We start from the raw sequence: 23,713 nt of genomic DNA, 5'->3' as shown, positions 1-23,713 counted from the left end.
TGAATGACTACACGCCTTTATAAACGAGACGCGTAAAAAGGTCGGGCGATACAAATCCTCCTGAAAGCTTGGCGTCATATTTTTCGGTTGGTTTTGCTGAAATTGTTGCGGCTAACGAATATCCCTTCACCCTTAGGGCAGAGACTCGATCGCGTATTTCTATGAGCATTTCGTGGAAAGCGAGCAGGTCCGTCCGACTGCCAACGTCGCCGTGCCCCGGCAAGACGATCGTCTGCGTATCTGTGCGCTGAAGATTCTCAGAGGATGCAGCGATGAGGCCACGGATGCTCCCTCCACTGTTGTAGTCAATAAATGGGTAGTATCCATTGAACCAGGTGTCGCCCGTATGAAGCACATTTGTGTTCTCGAAGAAAACGGAAACATCCGAATCCGTGTGGGCAGGCGTATAGCGCTCCATCAGGATCTTTTGACCGTTGAGTAGCAACCGATGGGATTGCGCAAACACGACCGTGGGCAGGGCCGCTGGCGGTGAGGGTTCTAGAACAATAGAGAATGCGGGTATCTCCTGCCTCTGGTTCATGCGTTTGCGCGTGTTCTCGTGGGCAACGATGGTGGCACCAGCGAGGTGCATCCATTCGTTGCCGTCAGTGTGGTCAAAGTGCCAATGAGTATTCAGCAAGTGGCGGAGCGGTCTTGAAGAGATCGCACTGAGAGCCGTTATGATTTGCGATTCCGATGTTGCCAAGCCACTATCCACCACGAGGATACCGTCGGGCCCGGGGAGAACGATGATGTTGCCGCCCGATCCATCCAAATACCGGAGATCGCCACGGAGCTGCCGGGTAGCTATTTTGGCGCTCTTCCCTGATGCTCTGAACTGGGCGCCGGTGAGAGAAGCTTCTTGGCCAAAAGTTCTTGCCCCATAGAGTGTGAGAGCGCTGCCTGCGAGAGTCGCGATACCTCCACGGATGAACGAACGTCGAGAGATAGCCAGATCGCCAGACTTCATGATGGACTCCTCAATCTGCTGTTGCTATCGTTAGTATGTTGCTACACCTAGCCGCAGCCCATTTTGGGAAAAATACTTGTGAAGAAAATGAGTATCTAACCACCAGCATGTCGCTCATATCGCGTAAGAGTCATCATGCGCACTAAGTACGAATAAGCCGCGTTTGACGGCCATGATCAGCGTGGGCCGGGAAGATCCCGATGTCAAGAGCGTGTGGCCTCGAAGAGGAACCAACTACGACGCTGCGACTGATCGATCCAGTTCTCCAATAAGCTAGCTGTAGCGACGTCGCCCGCATCGTCGCAGAGTGTATGTACTGCACGCATGCTCAGGGTGAACGCTTTGTCGTCTTCATGCAGTTCGCTTAGCATGTCTGCGGGGGTCACGTATTCGGCTTCGTTATCGCGAACACGCTGTAGCCTTGCGATATGGCCGATGGACCTAATCGTTGTTCCTCCGACCTTACGGACTCGCTCGGCAATGTCATCTGTCATGGCGAAGAGTTGGTCACCGTGATCATCCAGAAGGAGGTGGTAGTCACGGAAGTGTGGTCCGCTCATATGCCAATGAAAGTTCTTTGTCTTTATGTAGAGAGCGAAAGCGTCCGATAAAAGAGCATTCAAAGCGCCGGTGATCTCCTGAACTGCTGCTCCGTCGATATCGGACCTGGTGGCTAGAGGTGCTTTTTGGCGTTCGAGTAAATCTTTTTTGTTCGGCATCGTAATCTCCTTTGGCGTGATTGTGAGGATTGAATAGCATCGTTGCGGATCGTAGAGAATATCTCAGCTCTTGGCGACCTTCAGCAGATACTTGTGTGCTCCAGAGAGCACAAGCTCTCTATGCTGATTGAAGACGGTTACCTTTGTTGTGACAAAGCCGTTCGACTCCTGCACGGACAGCTCGATGATCTCCAACGCAGGATAGAGAGTGTCACCGGAGTGCACTTCCTTCAAGAATTTGCAGGAGAGTTCGGTAAATGCAATAAAGACTTCGCCGATGTAATGAGGAAACAATGTGGCTCCCGGCGCAGTGAATGCGAGTACCTGGAGCCCGTGCACAACGGGAGCTGAGTGGCCATGTCTTGCCGCCCAAACAGCATCGTAGTGTACCGGGTGGTTGTCCGCAGATACGGTTTGAAAGGCGGCAGAGTGGGCATCGGTCAAAGTACGACTCGGTGCGCGAAAGATGTCTCCGACCCGCAGATCCTCAAAGCGTTTCGCAGGCACCAAGGGAAAAGATGTCGGATCGAAAGAGGTTACTGTCGTGGGTTCACCTTCAAGCTTCTCACTAATCATTTGTTACTCCCTTACCAAGTCTTTGCGATAAATGTTTGCGCGTGGCAACTTTGCAGACTGCCGTAGCGCTTATTTTGTCAATGCCGTTTTGGCGGCTTCGTCGATTACTCTTGCGACTGAGTCCGGTGATTCCAGGATCGACATATGGCAGGTCGACAGGGTGGTGACTTTCGCACCCATCTTCTCTGCTGCTGATTGCTGCATTGCGGGTGGAAGCATCTGATCTTTGGTCGAGATCAAAGCCCAAGTCGGTTTGTCCTGCCATGCAGCCACGGAGAGCTTTTCGTCGAACATCGGGCCATAGCTTTGCCCCTGCACGGCGAACGCAAGCCTCCTATCTGCTAGGGGCAGGCCTTCCGCGATATGTTCCAGCATGCCTTCTGAAGTTACGGTAGCGAACTTTTCACTATCAAGACGAATGTGCTTTTGGCCTTCCGTCCAACCAAAGGGACTACTGGCATCGTTCGCGGACTGTCCGACCGCCGGTGCGTACGCGGTGACGTACACAAGACCTGCAACTTTGGGTTCGTCGCCCGCCTGAGTAATCACAGCGCCCCCCCATGAGTGACCGACCAGGATTACTGGACCGTCCTGAAGGGCGATGATTCTTTTCGTGAAGGAGACTTCGTCCGACAATGAAGTCATCGGATTCTGAACCGCGACTGCGTTATATCCCATCTCCTGCAAGATGATGATCACTTTTGACCAGCTGGAGCCGTCAGCAAATGCTCCATGAACGAGAACTATGTTTTTGACGACTGAAGACATGATGCCCTCCTTGGTTGATACCGCGTGTCTGTGTATTCAAAGTGGTTGATCCTTGTGGTGTTACCTGATCGATGACTTCTTGGCCGCATCATCGATCACTTCGGCAACTTTTTCTGGCTCCTGCAGCATCGCGAGATGGCACGTTTGTAGTGTCACGGCTGTAGCTCCCAGCTTCTTTGCCGCCGATTCTTCCATGGCAGGTGGGAGCATACGATCGTCCGCTGAGATAACGACCCACGATGGTTTTGTCTTCCATGCTGCAACCGTCAATTTTTCGCTGAACATCGGACCATAACTTTGGCCCTGGACCGACAGGACGAGCTTACGCTCGGCTATTGGCAAGCCTTGCGCAAAATCATTATGAATTCCTTCAGGGGTCATGGAAGCGAACTTTTCGGAGTCGACTCGGATCTGCTTCTGCCCTTCAGTGATTCCGAACGGCGTGCTCGCGTCATTTGCAGACTGTCCTAACTCTGGAGCGTAGGCGGCAACATAAACGAGTCCGGCCACCTTCGGATCATCTCCAGCCTGTGTGATAACTGCACCACCCCAGGAATGTCCTACCAGGATGACAGGGCCGTCTTGCAGGGCGATAATGCGCTTCGTCGCAGCCACATCGTCAGACAGTGATGTCAACGGATTCTGAACCGCTACAACGTGATATCCCTTTTGCTCGAGGAGCGGGATGATTTTGGACCAACTTGTTCCATCGGCAAATGCGCCATGCACAAGCACGATGTTCCTTACCGAGGCGGTTGGTTTCTGGGCAAATGCTGGAATGACGGAGAGCACTAACGCCACGCCGAAGCAGGCGCGAATTAGGTGATGCAAGCGGTCGCGGTACATAGAATCTCCTTGAATGTTGGCCGCCCTTGCCGGACGGTTGATTGAAGACATGCGAACGGTAGCGGGCGCCGCTCGGACCATCTGCAGCACCTAGCTACCTGCTGCTGATAAGGATTATGGCGACTGGCTTCTGTAAGGTCGACACCCTTTCGGGTATACAAACTGCGCCCAGATCGGGCGCTGAGTAACTGCTGTTTGTTCTTCGACGAAGATAGATTCGCCGATTTGTATGTCGTTCGGTCCGTTGTTGGAAATCGAAACTTGATCCGAATCAACCCTAACGGGTTGCCGGATAAATACCCCATCTGAGGTACTGCGAAAACCGAAGCACCCTGAAGATTGAGTATCAGTAATCGAAGCCGTCATGACATGTCATAGCGGTCAACAACCTTTAGTTCATCCAGCACCAAAGCACGAAGGAGGATATATGAGCACATTTCTCGCCCATGATGGAACCAAATTGTTCTATAGAGACTGGGGCACAGGCCAGCCTATCGTTTTCTCACACGCATGGCCCGCAAGCGCAGACGAGTGGGATCCCCAGATGTTCTTTTTTGCAAACCGAGGATTCCGAGCGATCGCTTTCGATCGCCGAGGCCACGGACGATCTGAGCAGACGTGGGACGGCAACGACATCGACACCTATGCCGACGATTTGGCGGCTCTTTTAGAGACACTCGATCTGAATAATACGATTTTGGTTGGGCACTCCACGGGCGGCGGCGAGGTAGCACGGTACGTCGGTCGGCACGGACTATCGCGGCTTGCCAAGATCGTGTTTCTAGCATCAGTAACTCCCGGGATGCTTAAGAGCGATACCAATCCCGACGGGTGGCCGCTTGAGACGTTCGATGGGTTTCGCGAGGGGCTCTTGAAGAATCGCTCACAGACGTATCAGGATGCTGCGCTGACGTTTTACAGTTATGACCAGCCTGGAGTTGAAGTCTCAAAGGGCACGCAAGATAAGTACTGGTATCAGGCGATGCAGGGGAGCCTGAAGGCGCACTACGACTGTGTCGCGGCCTTTTCAGAACCGGATTTTACAGAGGATCTGAAAAAGATTACCGTGCCGACTCTCGTCATGCATAGCGAGGACGATGAGGGAGTACCGTATCATTTCACTGGTGCCCGTTCCGCGAAGCTTATCAAGAACGCACAGCTGAAAACTTATAAGGGTCTTTCGCATGGCATGGCTGAGACGCATCCCGACCTCATCAATGCAGACTTGCTTGCGTTCTTTCAAAGCTAGGGTACTTCGCAGAGAGCCAAGGTCGAGTCCTCACGATTAAGAACATCGCTGAGGACCTGACCAATTTCGGGCATGTTGCCTACCCCGCTTGACAGTCCGACATACGTCAGAGATTGGCGCTCAAGTCTTCCGAACCTAATATCCTTTGAAGTTTCAGGAGAGCTTGATGAATCGTTGATAAGTGAAGTCTCGCTCGTCGGAGATTCAACGCAAGCAGTCGCTCTACGCAGAGGCAATTTTATACGCTCGGTTCGCCGGAACACGTACTTCTATTTCCGTTCCCCTTCCCGGGCTACTCCACACCTTCATTCCGCCGCCGAGTGTAATCGTAAGGTTGCGCATCTCAATGAGTCCCCTGACTACGGGGTTTTTAGGTGTGAGCTCCTGGCTCGAGGAAGATATCCCGGTGCCGTTGTCGTAGATCCGGCAGACCAGTTCGGAGCTGCTGTATGTCAATAAGACTTGTGCGGTCGAGGTGTTCGAGTAAAGTGAAGCATTTGTGAGGGCTTGGCGCACAATTCGAGAAAGTTCCTGTTGAGCGCTTATCTCTAATTCTCGACGCTTGCCATCTTCCACAACTCGAAAGCCAATACCCGGACATATTCCGGGTTCCTCGAACATTCTGGTCAACTGCACGGCAAAATCTGTCCCGTTTAAGCTTTGTGCGCGGGTTTTCTCCAAAGAACTCCGAACTTCAGAATAGACCTCATCCGCACGAGCGAGCGCGAGTCTTAGAGATCTCATAACGGGCTCGTTTTCGGGAAGTGTATCAACTACTACATTCAAGTGAAGCGTCAGCCCGTAGATGGTTTGGAGAAGTTTGTCATTCAACTCCTGAGCGACGTGAAGCCGTTCTTCCGAACGCAGAGCAAGCTCCCTTCTTATGGATCGTACCCGCAGCCAGTGGGTGATATATTGCAGTCCTAGAAGCACCAGACAAGTAGATACTGCGTACCAGGGACTCAAATGTGCCGTTGGATTGTTCAATAGACTTCTCCTACGGTCCGGAGTCGCGTCCGAAAGAAACCCGCTTGATGAATCACATGGGCATCCTACGAATCAACTGAAAGACCGTTAACGCTTCGCTTCCATGACACTTTCGTATCTTTCAGGTGCCAAGATACCCCGCATCCTAATCCCTAGCTGTTCGGATAAGCCATGAGCAGGTCTAATGGCTCTCTATCAGCATCTGACTACGATAAGCCCGGAACCTTCTCTGACGAATACCCTAAAGGGTGACTCCCACGCGCCACTAGATAGTGTTTCTAAGAAGTCCGGTGATAGGTACCTTCATTAAATGTTGAGTCCTCAAAGAGATGGGCAAGGAGCAGGTCTCTTGCTCTTACGTCTGACAGCGATAATCGTGCCGCTCAGGATGATCCAATGCGAACTGCTAGGAGGAAGAGCTTTTCCGATCTTCGTTTTGGCTATCACATTCGCTGTTCTATCGACGTTGGGTCTCTTCACGTCGATAGCCTCTTGCCTAATGGCAGCGCTGATTGCCCTTCTTTTCTATTTAGGTTGGAGCCTAGATGGCCTAACCACCTTGTATGGGCTGCTGACCTGCTTTTCGCTAGCACTGGTAGGTCCTGGCGCTTACTCCCTAGATAATCTTCTATTTGGACGACGACGAATCACACTCCCGGAGTCAACACGTCTCTCGCGAGGCGCATAACAGTGCTTGATGTTTTACATTAGCGAGATGACACCCACAGTTGATTGCTCTCCTAAGAATCGATGGGCTTGCGAATTCGTAACGCGGTCGATACGATGTGTTCGTTTGCGGGGCTGATGAGATAGAACGTCATCTACCCGGATGGACTCCTTCAATGCTGCTACACCGCCGCAGTATCATCATCAAATTCCTCCAGCGCAAGAAGATCCTGACTGCATCTTCCAGTGAATACTTCCTGGGAGCGAGTCCCTCACAACGCACCACACTATCTCGTAGATCACAGCCAACCCTAAAGGGTGGTGGTCTTTTGAACGTCCTGTTGTCTTATTGCAATAGCAGAAGCAGACAAGCCGGAGGGTTGCTATGACGTTCGAGATATCGCCCACTTCATGTATGGAAGAAATCAATATGAGGACCAGCCGATCCACACCCACGAGGTTTAGCCGCCGCCACTTCGTTGTTGCGGCTGCATCATCTGTTGCAGCGCTCTCGATGTCGCATTCCGCAACGGCAGCAACTCTCAACCAACTTTCCACAAACCTACAATATAAGGAGAATCCGATGAATATGATCACGGTCAAGGACGGTACGCAGATTTACTTTAAAGACTGGGGCACTGGTCAACCTCTCTTCTTTCATCACGGTTGGCCGCTTTCAGCCGACGACTGGGACACACAGATGATGTTTTTTCTGGAGCGAGGATACCGGGTGATCGCACACGATCGTCGTGGTCATGGGCGTTCGACACAGACGGTGACGGGAAACGAAATGGATACCTATGCCGCCGATGTTGCCGAGTTGGTCGCCAAACTGGACCTAAAAGAGGCTATTCACATCGGTCACTCCACTGGTGGTGGTGAAGTAGCACGGTACGTTGCGCGATACGGCAAGGGTCGAGTCGCGAAAGCCGTGCTGATAAGCTCCGTGCCCCCGATTATGGTCAAGTCGGAGAAGAATCCTGGAGGTACGCCGGTCGAGGTGTTTGATAAGATCCGTGAAGGAACCGCGAATCACCGTGCGCAGTTCTACGAGGACATTACTCTTCCCTTCTATGGCTACAACAGACCAGGTGCGGTTATATCTCAGGGAGTGAGAGACAACTGGTGGCGCCAGGGTATGATGGGCGGGATCAAGGCACAATACGACTGCATCAAAGCGTTCTCGGAGACCGACTTCACTGAAGACCTGAAGAAGATCGAAATCCCAACCTTGGTCATGCACGGTGAGGACGACCAGATTGTTCCTTTTTCCGACTCGGGGCCGCTCTCTGCAAAGCTTTTGAAGCATGGCACACTGAAGGCTTATCCTGGGTTTCCTCACGGAATGCCGACAACGCATGCAGAGCAGATCAATGCCGACCTCCTCGAGTTCATCAAGTCGTAGCTAGAATGCTGTGGAGAAAGACTATCCAGGACTTCTTCACAGCGCCGTTTTCCCTCACGCATCTGCTGCAAATGGGGACATAAAATAATGACAACCTCTAATAAAATTCGAGTACTCTGCGCGGACGACCACCCTCTAGTTCGGGATGGCATAGCTTTTGCACTTCAACAGCAAAGCGATATGGAACTTGTCGCAGAGGCTAAAAACGGTTTGGAAGCAATTGCCGCCTTCCGGCAACACCGGCCAGACGTTACGCTGATGGACCTGCAAATGCCGCAAATGAATGGGATAGATGCAACGGAAGCTATCCGCAAGGAGTTCCCTAATGCACGCATTGTGATTCTTACAACTTATTCTGGGGATATACAAGCTTCACGTGCCCTTCAGGTTGGAGCTGTCGGTTATATCCTCAAGGGAACATTTCGCACTGAGCTCATTAATACGATCCGCACTGTTCATTCCGGGCAACGCCGAATTCCGCCGGAGATTGCCTCCGAGATCGCTGAGCACTTCACGGCGGACGCACTATCGGCGCGTGAGATTGAGGTACTTCGGTGCGTAGCGGCTGGCTGCGCCAACAAAATCATCGCCGATCGGCTATTGATTTCTGAGGACACGGTGAAAGGCCACATGAAAAACATTCTGGCTAAGTTGCAGGCGAATGATCGCACGCATGCTGTCACGATCGCTATGAAACGCGGTTTTCTTGACGCCTAATGAACAACGCAGAAATGTGATCGCGATAACGGTTGAATGCGCCAGATTCATCTATGTTGTGTCTGACTTTCGGGAAACTGTGGCTTACCCTAAAGAGGGGTAGGTAGACGACCGCAATTGAGCTTCCCCTTCTTGGGTGCTCTGCCACAATCCATCCATCAGTTCTTTTTTCTTTCGCCTCAAGAAGGAGTAGAGATGGCACTGTCACTTAGCACAACCTCAGAACACTCGGGCACATTCTTTGCGACCGGCGTACCTGGAAATGCGCTCCGTAAAGCAAGCGCTGAGTCGATGCTGACCTCCGATATGATCGAAAGACTTTTTGCTTATGGCAAGGAAGAGGAATTTCATTCAGGTGCGGTTCTCTTCGCGCGTGGTTCCCGAAGTGCCGACTTCTTTGTAGTAATTGATGGCACAATCGAATTACTGGAACACAAACGCAACGGATCGTTCTATCCGCTCGCTACCCTCACCAAAGGTCAGTTCTCAGGAGAGCTAGACCTATTAAGCGGCAGGGAGACGCTCTTAAGTTGTCGTGCCGCTATGCGTAGTCGGATCCTGCGTATCGGAGCTAATGGCCTACGTCAGCTGATGCGGACCGAACTCGACATCACGGACCTCATAATAGAGGCATGGGTTGGAAGACGTGCTTTTCTACTTCAGCATTCGCAGGGTGGCGTCATCGTAGTCGGCCATGGTCATAGTGCCGCGACCATGCGAACTCAACAATTTCTTGTCCGAAACGGATACCCTAACAAACTGATCGACGCTGAGATGAATCCCCATGCTGAATTGTTGCTGCAGGGCCTAAACCTTGATCCAACTGAACTACCTGTTGTATTTCTCCCCGACTGCCGGATGCTGCGCAACCCGAGTAACACGGACCTCGCGGACGAACTCGGCATGAACAATGTGCTGCACATGCAGGACACATTTGATGTAGCCATTGTCGGCGCGGGACCAGCGGGACTAGCTGCAGCCGTATATGCTGCTTCAGAAGGACTGAGAACGATCGTCCTTGAAGGCACGGCGCCGGGCGGTCAAGCGGGCACGAGTTCCCGGATAGAGAATTACCTCGGATTTCCAAGTGGGGTGTCCGGCCAGGAGCTTGCTTCGCGAGCAGAAATACAGGCTCAGAAATTTGGGGCTCGCTTCTCTGTCTCACGAAATGTAGTCGACTTGAATTGTTTGGGCAGCATCCACAGGCTTTATTTGGCCGGAGGCCAGATTGTCTCATCTCGAACTGTAATCGTGGCTACCGGAGCCCGCTACCGAAGGCTGCAAGTAGCAGGATACGAGCGATTTGAGCTGAGAGGGATACACTACGCTGCAACGCCAATTGAATCCGCTCGATGCAAAGGTCAGGTGGTTGCCGTGGTTGGCGGCGGCAACTCTGCCGGGCAGGCTGCGCTCCATCTTGCGCATAGCGCCCATCAAGTGCACTTGATCGTGCGAGGCACAACGTTGGAGGCAACTATGTCAGACTATCTCGTCCAACGAATCAATTGCTGCCCGCGCATTACCATGCACCTGAATGCCGAAATCGAGTCTATCTCTGGCGATCAGAAGCTTAGCGGCTTCGCAATGACTGATAGTCTGAGAAGCGAAAAGACGTTTTACGAGGTAAGCGACATTTTTGTGATGATTGGCGCCGATCCGAACACCGATTGGCTTAGAGGACGGTTGGATTTGGATCGAAATGGCTTTCTAAGGACTGGCCATACTCCCTCCAACGCCGGGTCGCCTCTGGGAACAAGTTGCCCAGGCATATTTGCAGTTGGCGATGTGCGCTCCGGGTCTGTTAAACGTGTCGCCTCTGCGGTCGGAGAGGGTTCAGCAGTCGTATCGGATGTCCACCACTATCTAGAAGATTTCGAGACAAATTTAGAGACTCCTTCTCTGGCGGCCGGAGATTGTAGAGTTAAACTTGCGTCTTGAGGTGACAAATCAGTAAGACAAAGATCGCGGGGGGGGCAATGGGCTCGACGTCTCGGAGCACAAAAACACGTTAGAACGCTCGAGCACCCATAGCAATAGCGAGTCAAGATTTATTATGTGGGCAATACCGTCATGACTGAGGGAAGAGCGAAGGGTGAGGAGAGCGAATTGATCATCTTCCTGAAGGCTTTACGTCCGCCTTGGTCCTGCAGATTCGCCTACGTGCTGATCCTCTTTGTCGGGGTGCATGGGCTAAATGCGCAGGATGCTCTGAAGCTGATTCAGCTCAATCACATGTCGTGGACAGCCCGGGATGGCGCTCCTTCAGAGATTGCTGGGCTCGGACAGACGGCGGACGGAATCCTCTGGATTGGTAGCGGCAGTGGCCTCTACCGGTTCGACGGCACCACCTTCTCTCTCTTTCAACCTGCTCAGGGAGAACCTCCGTTGCCGCGAATCTCGATCAGATCGCTTTGCGTGGCTCAGGACGGGGCGGTGTGGGTAGGATTCAGACCTGCCGGGGTAGCTGCAATCAGGAATGGCCATGTCAAGCTCTACGGAGTCCAAGATGGCCTTCCGCCAGATACAACCTACCAGCTGCTTCAAGCAAATGATGGAACGATGTGGGCCATAGCCGGTCTACACCTTTGGCAACTACGCGGAGAGCGGTGGCAACGAGAGTCACCGAGCGAACCGTTCTCATCTGAACGCGTCTATAAGATGTTCTTCGATAAAGCAGGAACACAATGGGTGGGAACTAACAAATGGATTTACCGACGAGAATCCGACCAGGATAAGTTTGAAGCGACAAAAGAGGTCGGCGGGGAACTGATACAGTTCGCGGAGTCGCCAGATGGCAGTCTTTGGGTTGGTGGCGAAGAAGGCGCGGGGGCACCCATCCCAACCGTAAGACGCCTCAACGTGGAGGGTCATCGGTCCCCGGACCCGATGCGCCTGCACGTGCTATCGGATACGCTCCTTTTCGATCCGGAGGGCCAGCTTTGGATAGCATCGGTGTATGGTCTCTTGAAGGTCAGCCCGCGTGAGATTGCGAAAACTCCGATTCCCAACGCGGTGGATCAGGACAAGCAGTTCAAGTGGTTCGGGCATGATCAGGGACTGAGTACAGACAGCGCTACCGCAATATTTAAAGATGCCTCAGGAGATATTTGGGTAGGAACAATGCGCGGCCTGGATCGATTCGAACCGCCTAAGCTAATTCATCCCGAAAACGTTCCAGTATCGGACCGGCGCATGATGGTCACGAGTTGTTCAGATGGCGAGGTATGGATAGCGGTGCCTCTTGCGCCACTGGTTTCGATCCGCGACGGACGGACAACCACCCGCATAGATAAGACATATGAGATCAATTCCATCTACTGCGGCCCGAGTAACGTCATCTGGTTCACCGATGATCATGGCATCGGACGGTTTGATCGTAAATCGACTACTCACATCCCACTTCCGGAAGGAATGCGGCCATCCTCGGCAAAACAAGTCATAGAAGCAAGTGATGGTTCAATTTTTGTTACCTTTCGCAATGCCTCAGATCTATGGCGATGGCAGGGTGGAATATGGTCCTCAGTCACCGTTCCGAGCATTCAGAAGGAAGGAAGGAACGTCATCTTCCAGGATCGGTCAGGAAGGCTCTGGGCTGGCTATGGCAATGGCACGATCGCTGTGCTCGAAGATAATTCTGGACACGACTTCCAATGTCCGACTCTCGGCGACGTCACAGCTTTTGCTGTAACGAGTCACGGATTTCTTGTCGGCGGCATGAATGGTATAGCAGTGCAGCGCGGAAATAGATTTGATCATTTACCTCTGGAAGACGAGCTTCACGTGCGCGGAATTTCAGGTCTAGTTGAAGCGGACAACGGCGATTTATGGCTGAACGTCGCCTACGGCGTGGCGAGAATACCGCAAGCCGAATTCCTCAAAGCTCTCGACTCTTCGGCCTACCGGATGAAGTCGCAACTTATCACAGAAGGTTCTGTTATTGGACCAGCACCTCTCAGCTATGCTCTGCCATCAGCAGTCCGGGGGGCCAGGGGAACGATCTGGTTCGCGAACTCAAGCACCGCATTCTATGTAGATCCAAAGCGGCTGCCCCAGAATTTAATTGCTCCCGTGTTGACCATTTCGTCTGTCTCTGCCGATGGGGCGGCCCTTCCTGATTACCGCCGGATCCGACCTGGGGTGAACACATTAGTCATTAAATACGCGGGGATCAATTTACCTGCCCCAGAGCGTGTTACCTATCGCTATCGGCTCGAAGGAAGTGACACTACGTGGCAGGAAGTTGGATCTAGAACTGAGGCTGTTTACACGAAACTACGTCCTGGGCACTACGTATTTGACGTGCTCGCCTCGAACGGGGAAGGAGTTTGGAGTCAGCCCTCCAGTACTCGCTTTCAAGTGTTGCCAGCTTTTTACCAGACGGCATGGTTTGCCCTGATGTGTTTCGCTCTCGCAGTCGCCGCGGTTTGGCTCGTCCTCATGTTGCGAATCCAGCGCGTAACCGAAACGGCGCGAATTAGGGCGGAGGAACGCGCTGACGAACGTGTAAGGATTGCACGCGATCTGCACGATACCCTCCTGCAGGGGGTACAGGGACTTATGCTTCGCTTTGATGTCGCGTCACAGGAGGTTCCAGAGGGGGGACGCGCCCGCAGCATGCTGGAGGATGCCCTCAAATCGGCAGACACGATTTTGTTGGAAGGAAGGAATAGGGTTAGAAGTCTCAGATCCGACAGACTCAAGGACCTCACCCTAGCTGAAGCCCTCGACGGCGTCGGCAGGCACTTCACGCCCTATAGCAAAGTTAGATTTGATGTTCTAACCGAGGGACCAGTACTTGTCGTCGATCCGATCGTTCTCGAAGAAGTATTCTGCATCGAACGCGAAGCCATTACGAATGCCTTTCAGCATGCTGATCCTTCGTATATTGAAGTGGCGATCAGCTATGGTAAGAAAGAGTTTGTTGTCTCGTGCGCAGACGACGGTCTAGGGATAGATCCCATGCTTTTCAACGCTGGTGGAAGACCAGGCCACTGGGGACTTGTGGGAATGAAAGAGCGGGCAGAGAGGATAGGCGCCAAATTCGAATGTTTGAGCTCACCTGCGAATGGGACCCGGATTATAATCACGCTACCGGCGAATCGAGCCTACGGAGTTAGGTCTCCAATAATGCGCGTCCTCTTTAAATGTCTGCCTCTGTTGCGATCGTAGACCTCAAAAAGCCAACAATAGATCTCAAGGTTTTGTGAGGTGCGATCTGACGACATAATGAGCCACACTCAACGGTTACGCATACTATTTACCTTTCTCTTTTTGCTGAGCTTCAAACCGGTCTTCGCACAAGCGCCATTGCCATCGCTCCCTGACATTGAGTCCGCCGGGGCTCTGGGAGAAGATCTCTTTGTCCAGTCTGGGTCCACCGGAATGGTTCTTGTTGTCGTGAGAGATAGCCAAATCTTTTTCCGCGGATACGGCGAGGCCGCGCCCAACTCACAAAAGCCTCCCACTGAGGACTCTCTGCTGCGGCTCTGCTCGCTTACAAAGATCTTTACTACCGATGTCCTCACGAAGCTCGTTATGGACAGGACTGTGCGGCTCAACGATCCCCTTCAACGGTTTGCTCCGCGTCGTACGATTGTGCCCAAACGTGGCCAATCCATCACTCTCGCGGATCTCGCGACGCACACATCCGGTCTCCCGCGTGAACTCGGCAACCCTCCTCGCGGCACACCGCATTTCACCTTTCCCGACTACGGCACTCGCTGGCGTTGGCTGCCAAATCAACGCCTCCGCAGCGCTCCAGGTACGACTGCCGTCTACTCGAACGTTGCCTTCGACCTTCTCGGCGACGCTCTTCAGTCCGCCGCAGACAGGCAGTATGCAGCTCTTCTTGCGGAGCGCACTCTCACTCCCCTCCACATGCGAAACACGACGTTCTTCCCCAGCGCTGCGCAATGCAGCCATCTGCTCATCGGCACCAATGACGAAGGCCCCTGCACGTCCACTGAAGAAACTGCCGGAAGTTCGGGCCTCTACTCCACGGCTGGCGATATGGAGATCTGGCTAAGGTACCTGCTCGGCACAGGTGGTTCTACCCACGCCGCGCAGAATCCTGCGGCGCAGGAGATCTACATCATCCCTTCGAAGCTCGTCAGCCAAAAGGGGCTCGACCACGCAGGCGAACCGACCGGTGTAGGTCTCGGCTGGATTCACCTCCTGCCGATCACAGATGAATCACACATCATCGAAAAGACAGGTGGGGGAGCGGGGTTTTCCACCTACATAGCCATCAACCACTCTCGCCACACCGCTATCTTTCTCGCCGCCACCGACGGCCCCCTCGATACCCACCTGAATCTCTTCAATGGAGCGAACAAGCTTCTGCTCGCTGTAGCCGGTCTGCCACCGCTCCCACCGCCAACTCCCAAACCCGCAATCAAGCGGAAACACAGATCGCGACGTCCTTAGACAAAGCGAGATGGTACCTACCGAGCGGTGATAATAACTCGGCTTCTCGATAGTAGCCACAGGTGACTAGAAGGGCGTTTGAACTAAGCCGCTGGCGCGGCGGATGCTGCATTGGTGGCGGGGCTGGCGGAGGCTGGGTTTAGCGTTTGGGTCACAAGGAGGATTCCCCTGTGACCCATCTTCGTCAGTTGATGCTAGACGAGCTCGAGCGCCGCAACTACTCTCCGAACACCGTGCGGTCTTACCTTCACGCGGTCGAGGAGTTTGCCCGGCACTTCTGTCGTTCACCCGAACAGCTTGGACCCGAGCACGTCCGCGAGTACCAGGTCCATCTGTTTCGCGACCGCAAGCTTTCGGCGCGGACCATCGCGGGGCAGACGGCGGCGCTGCGGTTCCTGTTTGTCAAGACGCTGCGGCGGCCTTACCTGCCCGATGCGCTGCCGTTCCCGAAGATAGGAAAGGGGGATCCTCTTTTAGGGATCGCTTTTCTTATTGCTGATTCACCCCTCAGTTAACTTGCGAAGCTCAACAACGAGGCTGTCGATGTTATCTTGCAGCATTTTCTGTTGACTTCTACGGATTGCAATTTCCCCCGCCATCTTTGGATTGCATTCCAATTTGGCTATTTCCGCTTTCAGCCTCGCTTGTTCGCCTCATAAGATCTGATGTTCGTGTGGAGCGTCTCTCCTGTTGGACTATCCATCAGTCCCTCCCACTGTCTGGCTCCTCTAATCCTGAGAGCAGGCGTACCAGCGTGGACTTGCCGGCACCGTTGGCCCCTAACAAGGCACAAATGCCAGGTTCTACAACGAGGTGTATGCCTCGGAGAACGGGTTTAGAGGTATAGTTCTTCGTCGCGGCTTTGCAGTCAATCACTCTGTTGTTCCCCACTAATCGCCGATGCGGCTCCCGTCTGGCTCATGAAGCGCGACCTGCTATTTCTCGCCCAGCGGCTTACCGCGATGGTACGCCATCACCGCGAGGGTCAAAGCCCGCCCACAAGCCTGAGGCAAAGACGGCAAAGAAGCCTGCTGCGTACTCGCCACCAGCGGCAGATTCTCGCGGAGCCTGAGGCCCACGGGCTCCACGTTTTTATATCCAGCAGCCGCGCGTGCGGCCGGCTTTCATTCTCTCTGCACTCAGTCTGGAGGGAATCGACCAGAAGGGTTCGTCATGCCGGTATTGGCCGCAACGGCGACAGGCAAGATCGTCGAGGGAATCGTTCCGCCGATCAAAGTTGGATTGCTAGTTGCAGCATCTCGTCGCGGAATCTCACATCGTGGCGCTGTCTCGTCGTCAGGTTAAGGATGTGAGCGAACCACCGTTTTCGATCCTTCTTGCAATGGTCCTCTATTCACTCCGTTCTCAGCGCTTCCATTGGCTCTCTCTTCCCTGCGCGTATCGCCGGCATGAGGGTAGCCGCAAGCAGGGGCGCCAGCAGAACCAGCAGCGATGCAAGGTAAAGCCGCAGATCATCCGGTTGCACCCCGTACAACTGACTGCGTAACAGCCTGTTCGCTACCAGCGAAACCACAGTACCGGTCGCCAGGCCTATCGCTGCCGGGACCATCGCCCGCCGCACGAAAAAACGTGTGATGTCACCCCGTGTCGCTCCGAGTGCCATCCGGACGCCAATCTCCTGCGTGCGCTGCGCAGCAAGATACGAGACGACTCCATAAATTCCAATGCAGGCCAGTAGCAATGCGACCCCGGCAAACGACGTAAATACCGCTGCGTTCAGCCGTGGTTGCGCCACAGCATCGCCTAGTAGCTGATCCATCGTCCCTATCTCTCCTACCGCCAGCCACGGGTCTGACTGGTGTATCTGCTCGCGGATCGACTTTGCGGCTTGTTCCGGCGGCACCTTCGTCCGCACCAGAAAGTAGCGATGCCAACCGCCATTGGCGTTCGCAGGCCAGTAAACAGCCGGTCCAGGCTCCGCCGCGATCGCTCCTGATACCCCTCGCACATCGGCAACCACCCCCACGATCTCGTGCGCCTGTCCATCCAGGAGCAGGTGATGTCCGATTGGATTTCCCGTCGGCAGAAACTCCCGCACCAAGGCCTCGTTCACCAGTACCGGTGGCACTGTCGAGACCTGATCCGCTTCGGCAAACGCTCTCCCTGCCAGCAGTGGTGTCCCGATCGCCGCCAGCAGATTCCCGGCGATATTCCGGATTTCCGCGCTGATTGCCGGCTGATTGGCAACTTGCGGCAGCCAGTCCGCGTTGAAGCTGCCGCGCACATGAAAGTCGGTCATCGGCGGCGAACTGATCTGTCCCGCAGCCTCTACTCCAGGGAGATTTTCAATTCGTTGTTGCACGTCGTTGTAGAAATTGCGTACCGCTTCCGGTCTCGTGTCCCACGGCAACACCACCCGAACCGTGAGCAGGTGTTCTGGCTCAAATCCCAGTGGCTGCTTCATCAAGTTCCACAGCGACTCCGCCAGCAGCGACGCACCCACCAGCAGCACGAGAGACAGACCTACCTGCACCCCACCAGGACGCTGCGCAACCAATTGCCCGATGACCCTCCGAGGCGTGTCTCACCCTGCTTGAGCGCCGAATGCAGCTGCACCTTCCGTGTCTCCAGCACCGGAACCACTCCGAACACGATTCCAGTTGCCACCGAGATCAGCAGAGCGACCCCAATAACAATCCCGTCCATGTGAATCGTGCCCGGCCGCCCCAGAATTCCCGGTAGGCTGGTAGCGGCGGTGCGAGTCAGCACGAATGCCAGGAGGATTCCCGTAACGCCGCCTGCCAACGCAAGGAGCACACTCTCCACAAAAAACTGAAAAGCCACGCGCCGTCCCGAGGCACCCAGCGCCCGCCGCAGAGCGACCTCTCGCTGCCGAGTTGTCGCCCGAGACAAGAGCAGGTTGGCCACATTGATGCAAGCGATCAGCAGCAGTAGCGCCGACGCGATCAGCAAGACCACCAGTGCCGACTGTACCTGACCGTACCGGTCCTCGCGCAGTGTCTCGCTCGTGAACTGCCACGCGCCGTCGCTCGACGGATACTCTCTCCTGAGTTGCTCCCCGATCCGATCCAGATCGGCCTGAGCCTGCGCCAGGGTTACGCCCAACCGCAACCTCCCAAATACATTGGTGTCCCGCTGTCCGTCGCCCCGATCATTGCCCCATTTATTCGGAGTAAACTGCGCCGCTTGCCAGAGGTCCACGCCTCCCGGCGCAGAAAAACCCTGCGGCATCACGCCCACAATCGTCGCCGTCTGCTGATCCAGCTTCACCTGTTCTCCGATTACGTTCGGATCGCCTCCGAAAAGCCGCTGCCATCCCGGATAACTCAACACCACGGTCTGCGGGGCATGGGGCACGTCGTCTCTTGCATTGAATACCCGCCCTAGCATCGGCGCTGTGTCGAAGACATCCCAGAATCCGGCATTCGCCCCCGCTCCCTTCATATAGATAGGCAACTTCTTTCCCGCAATGAGGGTGCTCTCGTCGAAGTAAAAGATGGCCAGACTGGAGAAGCTCCGGTTTCGCGCTTCAATGTCATAGAATCGCGGCCCCGTCATCAGCCCTCCAGCCGACCGCCCGGCAATCCGTGTGTCGTGAATCGCGACAATTCTCTCCGACTGTGGATAGGGCAAGCTCCTGAGCAGCGTCGAATACACCACCGTGAACATCGTTGTCGTCGCCGCAATCCCCAGTGCCATCGTCAACACCACGACGAGCGTGAACCCCGGCGAACGCCTCATCTGCCGCAGCGAGTAGTGAACGTCCTGCCAAAAACGCTCAAACTGTGCCGTCCCCCACGCCTCGTGTGTCTGTTCCCGGATCAGCGTGGGGTTGCCGAATGCGCGGCGGGCCGCATAACGCGCTTCTTCTGCCGACAAGCCTTTCTCACGTTGCTCTTCTTCTTCGAGCTCCAGGTCGTAGCGCAACTCGCGCTCGAGATCGGCACCGCGCTTTCTGATCTGCCACCAATGCATATCAGCTCTCCTCGGCAGTTGGCCACATCACGCTCGCTACAGCTTCGGCCATTTGCTTCCACTGGGACTCTTCGACCACCAACTGCTTCTTGCCCTTTTCCGTGAGCCGGTAGTACTTGAACTCCCGATTGCGGTCCGGGGCAGTTTCCCATTTGGAAACCACCCATCCGCGCTTCTCAAGGCGATGCAACGCGGGATAGAGAGAGCCATGCTGCATTTGTAAAAAGTCGTTAGTGGTGCGCTGAATGTGCTTGCCGATTTGATGTCCGTGAGCAGGACCGTAAAGGAGCGTCCGCAGGATAAGCATGTCCAGCGTGCCTTGGAGCAGATTCGACCGTTGCGGTGTCAGTCCTACCATAGAAGACGTTCGACCCTCGATGGAATGCGATGGTAGTTCGTCTACCATCAATTGTCAAAACTACAAGCTCAATTCAATTCTGGAATGATGGCAACAGTCAGTATGGAGTGACCGGCGCCGATGCGCCGACCGTGGGTTAGGCTGTGAGCGTCCGAAGGACGCACAGTCCAGAGCCACAAGCGGAAGGGAGCCGGTCATGAAGGAGAAGTTACGATTTTCAGGTTTGGATGTCCATGCTGAGACGATCGCGGTCGCGGAGCCGGAAGGTGAAGTGCGGAGCCTGGGAACGATTCCGAACCGCGCGGAGTCGATTCGCAAGTTGATCAAGAAGCTTGGTCCAGCAGACAAGCTGAGAGCATGTTACGAAGCCGGACCGACGGGCTACGTCGTGTACTGGCAGCTTGCGGAGCTAGGCGTCGAGTGCGAAGTTGTGGCACCCACGCTGGTACCGGTCAAGGCTGGTGATCGAGTCAAGACGGATAGACGGGATGCAGAGAAGCTGGCACGTTGCTATCGATCCGGTGATCTTACTGCGGTGTGGGTTCCGGATGGGGGTTCCGAAGCGCTGCGCGATCTGGTACGTGCCCGCGAAGCAGCTAAGCAGGATCAGACGCGAGCGCGGCATCGCTTGAGCAAGTTCCTTCTGCGTTCCGGTCAGCGCCCATCGACCGGAGTCAGGCCGTGGACACGACCCTATCTGATCAGGGTCGCGCAGCTACGTTTCACACAGATAGCTCAAGAGTCCACGCGCCAGGATTATCTCCACGAGGTCGAGCACATGCGGGAGCGAGTCGCGCGCCTTGAGCAAGCCATCATGGAAGCGGTGAGCTGGCATCGCCGGCGATGCAACAAGTCATTAACGATTTACAAGCACTGCGCGGTATTGCAGATATCTCGGCTGTGACCATTGCGAGCGAGTTAGGTCAGGTATCTCGCTTTGAGAGTGCTCGCCAACTGATGGGTTACTGCGGGGTTATACCGAGCGAGGATTCCAGTGGCTAGGCGGCCCTGAAAAGGCTGACGTCTCCGGTTCGATCCCGTCAACTCTTCGAACACTCTAGCTACGAGACGACTCATTGGGATGAAGCCAAGGCCGGAGCAACGCGTGAGCAATCAAGAGCGCTGACGAAACAGCTTCTGCGCCAATCGTTACCGCGCAGCGCGCGGGCATACTACTTGCGTGTGGTATGACATAGTGGGCGAGCCCGCCGAACCCTAACACTCCGTATGCAACGAGCGCTGTCCGAGTACTTTTCCAATACACCAGGCAAGCTGCGAGGAGCACGGCGACCCATGACGTCAATACCAGATTGCGTGTGAGCCACACTGGCCCAGGGTAAAGATCGAGGCGACGGGCGTTATCGACAAAATGAGCAGCGGAGGTGATTATCGTAAGACCAAACAGTATCGCCTCTTTCGGGTGCCAAATCTCCGCACTTGAGGTCGTTGCTCTCATTGACGTCAGATTAGGCCTGAATGCCCTCGGTCCATGTACTACTTGTGTCACAAGGCGAAGCGTTCACATGCGAGACGGCTGAAATGCCGTGGGGCAGTAACGCAAGATTCCAACTTCGGAAACCGTTCTGAGCGCGCAGCATTTTGTGCGACTCGGTTACGGTTTCGTCGTGTGAGCTAATTAGTCGCTTGAAAACTTCGGAACAAATCTAGGAACAATTGAAGCCGAACGCACTCCAAATAGCGCATTCGGCTCCGCGTAAATCTAACAAAATGCAATCGCTCCGGCTGCCTTTAGCCCACTGTTAATTGAAGGGTTATAGAAGTCACAGTCCGGTTCCTTTCTCGATGAGTGCATCGACAATCGAGAGCCGCTCCTTCCGAGAGCGGGTTTACATTACTTGCATCCACGACCTCGTCGTATGGTGTCCGCGCTGAGAGCCAGTCCAGGGAATGCCTGTTTCGTCCGTGAGGAACCGAGCGCTGAATCGCTGCCGACCAACCATTTCCACGAAATCCTTAGATAAAATCCCGTCCGCTAGCCTCTACATCGAACGTTACTTTATGGGTCTCTGGTGTCAGTCAGAGCACATGCCCGCCACGGCTTCACAGTTGCCATATAAACTTATGATGGACTCCGGATGCTCAAAACACTGTGCTTGTTTCTTTCTCTCACACCGTTACATGCTCTTGCTCAACAGCTTGCGATCACTTTTGATGACCTACCGGCTCATGGTGTCAAGCCAGCCTCGATCTCTCGCCTTCAGATCGCTCAATCGATCCTTGACACTTTGAAGCACCAGAACATGCCACCCGTGTATGGCTTCATCAATGGTGTTCGAACAGAAGAAGTTCCTGAGACCCTTGATGTCCTTCGCGCGTGGCGGGCCGCCGGTCAGCCGCTCGCAAATCACACATGGTCTCATCCGAATTTCAACGAAACCTCTTCCGCGCAGTTCATCGCCGACATCGAAGCCAACCAGCCGCTTCTCCGCACTCTCATGCCTGCGCCCTCTGACGACTGGCACTGGTTTCGGTATCCCTACTTGAATGAAGGCAACACTTTGGAGAAGCACCGCGAAGTTCGCACCTGGCTCAAAGCCAACCACTATCGTGTGGCTGAAGTCACTATGGATTTCGAAGACTATGCGTGGAATGAACCTTATGCCCGTTGTTTCGCCAAAAACGACACGGCAGCGCTCCAACAGCTCCACGACACGTACCTCTCGACTGCTGACGAGTTCATCACCTACTATCGCGCCATGTCGAAGACTGTCTATGGCCGTGATATTCCCCTGATCTTGCTGATGCACGTCGGTGCCTTCGATGCTCACATGCTCCCGGAGCTTCTCGCTCTGTACCGCTCCCGAGGTTTCACCTTTGTTAGTCTCCCACAAGCCACCGCTGATCCCGTCTACGCTGTAGATTCAGACATCGCCTACAAGTATGGCGACACCCTCACAGAGCAGCTGGCTTTCAAGCGCGGCATCCCACGTCCTCACCATGAACCTAAACCTTTTGCTCTCTTGCAGGCTCTCTGCCGCTAAGTAAGATAATTCGCATTGGGGAAGTTACTCTTTAAGAGCAGTCCGGCGCGCGGACTGGGCGCTTAGGTGCCGTGCCGCAGAGTGAACTAGTCCATCAAATCGGTTCCTCTGTCGCACACTCAAGTCTGTTACGCTGCTGCGGTGGACACTCGCTTCCAACAATTCCAATCCGGAAACGCATTACTGAGCGAGACGGTTGCACAACTCATGGATTCAGGGTTTGCCACCATACCCGGACCTTATTCCAGAATGCGATTTCAGGAGTTGGTCGCTGACTATGACGAGGTGATGGCATCATCGCCGGGGCCGGACTTTAACGAAGGAAGCACCACGAACCGACTATCCGGTCTGCTCAACTACAGCTCGAGGTTCGACGACATCTTTCTCTACTCGCCCCTCCTTGAGGCCTCCGCTCGTTTGGTCGGCGAGCCCTTCAAGCTCAGCTCCCTGTTGGCGCGCACCCTGCGTCCGGGAACACCGGCGCAGGAACTTCACTCGGACTTACCTCGTGAGTTGGAGGATGCGCTGCTCGTCGGCTTTATCTTGATGCTTGATAGTTTTCGACGTGAGAATGGCGCAACGCGGTTCGTTCCCGGATCCCACAGATGGCCGGATGTTCCACGCGACCGAATGACCGATAGACGGGACACTTGGCCGGGCGAAGTTCTGGCTAATGGCGAGGCGGGGACACTCATCGTATTCAATGCGTCCATCTGGCACGGACACACGGCTAACTTGACGACACATCCACGCCGCTCAGTGCAAGGATACTTTGTGCGCCGGAGCGCACAATCCGGTTCCAACTTCGCAAATTGCCTGCTGCCGTCCACTCGCAACCGCATGAGCCAATTGGCGCGATACCTCCTGTCCTTCCGAGACTAGGCATGCGTTCGCGTTGGCCAGTCGCCAACATCTTAGGTGCTAACGCCGCGAAGAATTAGGCTGGCGTTCCTCCGTCTTCCACTGGGATTAATCCTGCTAAACGCCCTTCTCGTCGCTTAACTCCCGGATGGTCGGCAAACAGGGAGTTAGCAACTTGCCGATCAAGGAGGAGAGTAACTTCCCCA

22 protein-coding genes are annotated in these 23,713 nt (G+C 54.5%); 11 read left to right on the top strand and 11 right to left on the bottom strand.

What is annotated here, in order from left to right; translation table 11 throughout:
- Positions 1-7 precede the first annotated feature (7 nt).
- The 5 genes from RBB76_RS16915 to RBB76_RS16895 all read right to left on the bottom strand — a co-directional run bounded on the left by RBB76_RS16915 (position 8) and on the right by RBB76_RS16895 (position 3,879).
- The gene (locus RBB76_RS16915; RefSeq protein WP_429634778.1) at positions 8-970 is read right to left on the bottom strand and encodes an MBL fold metallo-hydrolase; all 963 of its coding nucleotides are present in this window, start codon (positions 968-970) and stop codon (positions 8-10) included.
- Between the two features lie 203 nt (positions 971-1,173).
- Positions 1,174-1,689, bottom strand: a complete 516-nt coding sequence (locus tag RBB76_RS16910; RefSeq protein ID WP_429634779.1) for a Dps family protein — start codon at positions 1,687-1,689, stop codon at positions 1,174-1,176.
- A 63-nt stretch (positions 1,690-1,752) separates the two neighbouring features.
- Positions 1,753-2,265 carry a MaoC family dehydratase gene (locus RBB76_RS16905; RefSeq protein ID WP_429634780.1) on the bottom strand — a complete coding sequence of 171 codons (513 nt, stop codon included), beginning with the start codon at positions 2,263-2,265 and terminating at the stop codon, positions 1,753-1,755.
- A gap of 69 nt (positions 2,266-2,334) precedes the next feature.
- Positions 2,335-3,033 (bottom strand): alpha/beta hydrolase, encoded by a 699-nt coding sequence (locus RBB76_RS16900; protein WP_429634781.1) that lies wholly within the window; start codon positions 3,031-3,033, stop codon positions 2,335-2,337.
- 60 nt (positions 3,034-3,093) lie between these two features.
- Entirely contained in the window at positions 3,094-3,879 is a 786-nt protein-coding gene (locus RBB76_RS16895) for an alpha/beta fold hydrolase (RefSeq protein WP_429634782.1), read from the bottom strand.
- 427 nt (positions 3,880-4,306) lie between these two features.
- Here RBB76_RS16895 and RBB76_RS16890 point away from each other — a divergent pair, with 427 nt between their 5' ends.
- Positions 4,307-5,128, top strand: coding sequence for an alpha/beta fold hydrolase (locus RBB76_RS16890; RefSeq protein ID WP_429634783.1), 822 nt, complete (start codon positions 4,307-4,309; stop codon positions 5,126-5,128).
- 222 nt (positions 5,129-5,350) lie between these two features.
- Here the strand turns inward: RBB76_RS16890 and RBB76_RS16885 are convergent, their stop codons facing one another.
- On the bottom strand, positions 5,351-6,115 hold the full coding sequence (locus tag RBB76_RS16885) for a sensor histidine kinase (protein WP_429634784.1): 765 nt from the start codon (positions 6,113-6,115) through the stop codon (positions 5,351-5,353).
- Positions 6,116-7,364: 1,249 nt separating this feature from the next.
- Here RBB76_RS16885 and RBB76_RS16880 point away from each other — a divergent pair.
- The 6 genes from RBB76_RS16880 to RBB76_RS16855 all read left to right on the top strand — a co-directional run bounded on the left by RBB76_RS16880 (position 7,365) and on the right by RBB76_RS16855 (position 15,844).
- A complete protein-coding gene (locus RBB76_RS16880) occupies positions 7,365-8,186 on the top strand; it encodes an alpha/beta fold hydrolase (RefSeq protein ID WP_429634785.1) in 822 nt (273 codons plus the stop codon).
- Between the two features lie 87 nt (positions 8,187-8,273).
- Positions 8,274-8,903, top strand: a complete 630-nt coding sequence (locus tag RBB76_RS16875; protein ID WP_260735885.1) for a response regulator transcription factor — start codon at positions 8,274-8,276, stop codon at positions 8,901-8,903.
- A 195-nt stretch (positions 8,904-9,098) separates the two neighbouring features.
- Positions 9,099-10,841, top strand: coding sequence for an FAD-dependent oxidoreductase (locus RBB76_RS16870; RefSeq protein WP_429634786.1), 1,743 nt, complete (start codon positions 9,099-9,101; stop codon positions 10,839-10,841).
- A 132-nt stretch (positions 10,842-10,973) separates the two neighbouring features.
- On the top strand, positions 10,974-14,072 hold the full coding sequence (locus RBB76_RS16865; protein WP_429634787.1) for a sensor histidine kinase: 3,099 nt from the start codon (positions 10,974-10,976) through the stop codon (positions 14,070-14,072).
- A gap of 57 nt (positions 14,073-14,129) precedes the next feature.
- Positions 14,130-15,329 (top strand): D-alanyl-D-alanine-carboxypeptidase/endopeptidase AmpH, encoded by a 1,200-nt coding sequence (gene ampH, locus RBB76_RS16860; protein ID WP_429634788.1) that lies wholly within the window; start codon positions 14,130-14,132, stop codon positions 15,327-15,329.
- A 170-nt stretch (positions 15,330-15,499) separates the two neighbouring features.
- Entirely contained in the window at positions 15,500-15,844 is a 345-nt protein-coding gene (locus tag RBB76_RS16855; RefSeq protein WP_429634789.1) for a site-specific integrase, read from the top strand.
- Positions 15,845-16,031: 187 nt separating this feature from the next.
- On the opposite strand, the gene RBB76_RS16850 is transcribed toward RBB76_RS16855, so the two are convergent.
- From RBB76_RS16850 to RBB76_RS16830, 5 genes are all read right to left on the bottom strand, one after another.
- Complete coding sequence (locus RBB76_RS16850; RefSeq protein ID WP_433963445.1) at positions 16,032-16,205, bottom strand: ATP-binding cassette domain-containing protein; 174 nt, start codon at positions 16,203-16,205, stop codon at positions 16,032-16,034.
- Between the two features lie 59 nt (positions 16,206-16,264).
- The gene (locus RBB76_RS16845) at positions 16,265-16,408 is read right to left on the bottom strand and encodes a hypothetical protein (RefSeq protein WP_429634791.1); all 144 of its coding nucleotides are present in this window, start codon (positions 16,406-16,408) and stop codon (positions 16,265-16,267) included.
- Positions 16,409-16,683: 275 nt separating this feature from the next.
- A complete protein-coding gene (locus tag RBB76_RS16840; RefSeq protein ID WP_429634792.1) occupies positions 16,684-17,847 on the bottom strand; it encodes an FtsX-like permease family protein in 1,164 nt (387 codons plus the stop codon).
- Entirely contained in the window at positions 17,814-19,286 is a 1,473-nt protein-coding gene (locus RBB76_RS16835; RefSeq protein WP_429634793.1) for an ABC transporter permease, read from the bottom strand. Before RBB76_RS16835 ends, RBB76_RS16840 begins: the two co-directional genes overlap by 34 nt.
- A gap of 1 nt (position 19,287) precedes the next feature.
- Positions 19,288-19,644, bottom strand: a complete 357-nt coding sequence (locus RBB76_RS16830; protein WP_353070785.1) for a PadR family transcriptional regulator — start codon at positions 19,642-19,644, stop codon at positions 19,288-19,290.
- Positions 19,645-19,840: 196 nt separating this feature from the next.
- On the opposite strand from RBB76_RS16830, the gene RBB76_RS16825 reads away from it, so the two are divergent.
- From RBB76_RS16825 to RBB76_RS16810, 4 genes are all read left to right on the top strand, one after another.
- Positions 19,841-20,548 (top strand): IS110 family transposase, encoded by a 708-nt coding sequence (locus RBB76_RS16825; protein WP_429634794.1) that lies wholly within the window; start codon positions 19,841-19,843, stop codon positions 20,546-20,548.
- Positions 20,488-20,646, top strand: a complete 159-nt coding sequence (locus RBB76_RS16820) for a transposase (protein WP_429634795.1) — start codon at positions 20,488-20,490, stop codon at positions 20,644-20,646. The genes RBB76_RS16825 and RBB76_RS16820 overlap by 61 nt, the downstream gene beginning before the upstream one ends.
- A gap of 1,094 nt (positions 20,647-21,740) precedes the next feature.
- Positions 21,741-22,646 carry a polysaccharide deacetylase family protein gene (locus RBB76_RS16815; protein WP_433963444.1) on the top strand — a complete coding sequence of 302 codons (906 nt, stop codon included), beginning with the start codon at positions 21,741-21,743 and terminating at the stop codon, positions 22,644-22,646.
- Positions 22,647-22,853: 207 nt separating this feature from the next.
- A complete protein-coding gene (locus RBB76_RS16810; RefSeq protein ID WP_433963443.1) occupies positions 22,854-23,528 on the top strand; it encodes a phytanoyl-CoA dioxygenase family protein in 675 nt (224 codons plus the stop codon).
- Positions 23,529-23,713 lie beyond the last annotated feature (185 nt).

It is taken from the genome of Tunturiibacter psychrotolerans (genome assembly GCF_051013365.1).
Classification (GTDB): Bacteria; Acidobacteriota; Terriglobia; order Terriglobales; family Acidobacteriaceae; genus Edaphobacter; species Edaphobacter psychrotolerans_A.
Note: the sequence above shows the minus strand (reverse complement) of the source record. Positions and strands in the feature narration are given on the sequence as shown.

Coding starts and splice junctions, on each gene's coding strand:
- RBB76_RS16880 (WP_429634785.1), top strand. CDS start 7,365: ATGAATATGATCACGGTCAAGGACGGTACGCAGATTTACTTTAAAGAC.
- RBB76_RS16820 (WP_429634795.1), top strand. CDS start 20,488: ATGCAACAAGTCATTAACGATTTACAAGCACTGCGCGGTATTGCAGAT.
- RBB76_RS16835 (WP_429634793.1), bottom strand. CDS start 19,286: ATGCATTGGTGGCAGATCAGAAAGCGCGGTGCCGATCTCGAGCGCGAG.
- RBB76_RS16875 (WP_260735885.1), top strand. CDS start 8,274: ATGACAACCTCTAATAAAATTCGAGTACTCTGCGCGGACGACCACCCT.
- RBB76_RS16890 (WP_429634783.1), top strand. CDS start 4,307: ATGAGCACATTTCTCGCCCATGATGGAACCAAATTGTTCTATAGAGAC.
- ampH (WP_429634788.1), top strand. CDS start 14,130: ATGAGCCACACTCAACGGTTACGCATACTATTTACCTTTCTCTTTTTG.
- RBB76_RS16870 (WP_429634786.1), top strand. CDS start 9,099: ATGGCACTGTCACTTAGCACAACCTCAGAACACTCGGGCACATTCTTT.
- RBB76_RS16915 (WP_429634778.1), bottom strand. CDS start 970: ATGAAGTCTGGCGATCTGGCTATCTCTCGACGTTCGTTCATCCGTGGA.
- RBB76_RS16830 (WP_353070785.1), bottom strand. CDS start 19,644: ATGGTAGGACTGACACCGCAACGGTCGAATCTGCTCCAAGGCACGCTG.
- RBB76_RS16905 (WP_429634780.1), bottom strand. CDS start 2,265: ATGATTAGTGAGAAGCTTGAAGGTGAACCCACGACAGTAACCTCTTTC.
- RBB76_RS16895 (WP_429634782.1), bottom strand. CDS start 3,879: ATGTACCGCGACCGCTTGCATCACCTAATTCGCGCCTGCTTCGGCGTG.
- RBB76_RS16825 (WP_429634794.1), top strand. CDS start 19,841: ATGAAGGAGAAGTTACGATTTTCAGGTTTGGATGTCCATGCTGAGACG.
- RBB76_RS16910 (WP_429634779.1), bottom strand. CDS start 1,689: ATGCCGAACAAAAAAGATTTACTCGAACGCCAAAAAGCACCTCTAGCC.
- RBB76_RS16865 (WP_429634787.1), top strand. CDS start 10,974: ATGACTGAGGGAAGAGCGAAGGGTGAGGAGAGCGAATTGATCATCTTC.
- RBB76_RS16815 (WP_433963444.1), top strand. CDS start 21,741: ATGCTCAAAACACTGTGCTTGTTTCTTTCTCTCACACCGTTACATGCT.
- RBB76_RS16810 (WP_433963443.1), top strand. CDS start 22,854: ATGGATTCAGGGTTTGCCACCATACCCGGACCTTATTCCAGAATGCGA.
- RBB76_RS16900 (WP_429634781.1), bottom strand. CDS start 3,033: ATGTCTTCAGTCGTCAAAAACATAGTTCTCGTTCATGGAGCATTTGCT.